This is a genomic window from Megasphaera sp. AF13-6AC (genome assembly GCF_027685385.1).
Lineage (GTDB): Bacteria > Bacillota > Negativicutes > Veillonellales > Megasphaeraceae > Megasphaera > Megasphaera micronuciformis.
The window spans coordinates 25,066-25,771 of sequence record NZ_JAQCUN010000007.1 but is presented as its reverse complement, the minus strand read 5'-3'; the positions used below and the strand labels follow the sequence as shown (position 1 = coordinate 25,771).

The window sequence follows — 706 nt, the reverse complement described above, 5'->3', positions numbered from 1 at the left end:
TCGAACCTGCGCACCCGGTTCCGGAGACCGGTGCTCTATCCCCTGAGCTATAGGCGCATATATGTCGTACTAAAATAGTTTACCATGAATGAGGGTGTATATCAAGATGAAAAGGGGTACCTCAACGTTGTCGTAATGGTATAGGTATCAGGAATATATGCATATTCATAAAAGTACATTGACATGAAAATACGTGACTACTACTATAAAAGAAGCACTGACTTGAGTGCACATTTGTTTTTATACAGAGGAGGACCTGTTATGTCGCAAGAAAACTCGAACGACAGCACCGTACAAGTGCAGGGGACAGGCGGTATACTCGGTGCCATTGAGCGCATCGGTAACCGTATTCCCGACATTACCATGCTGTTTATTGCAGCCTTTGTTATTACCTGTGTCGTATCGGCTTTATTCTCACAAATTCATTTCGGATACATTCATCCCACAACAGGTAAAGAAATTACAATTACCAATATGCTGGCCCCCGAATCGCTGGCGACCCTGTTGACTAAGATGGTCAGCAACTTTGCAGGCTTCCCGCCCTTGGCCATGGTTATTGTGGCGACCTTGGGTATCGGCGTCGCACAGGGGTCGGGCTTTATTGCCACGGGCCTGAAAAAGCTTTTGGCCGTAACACCGAAGTTTCTCTTAACACCTATTGTCATCGTCGTCGGTATGCTCAGTCATTTAGCTCCCGATAGCGGCT

At 46.6% G+C, this 706-nt stretch carries 1 protein-coding gene; it reads left to right on the top strand.

All coding sequences use genetic code 11. From position 1 onward, the window contains the following. Nucleotides 1-261: 261 nt before the first annotated feature. A partial coding sequence (locus PGX78_RS01045) for an AbgT family transporter (protein WP_270444954.1) occupies nucleotides 262-706 on the top strand: 445 nt, incomplete at its 3' end.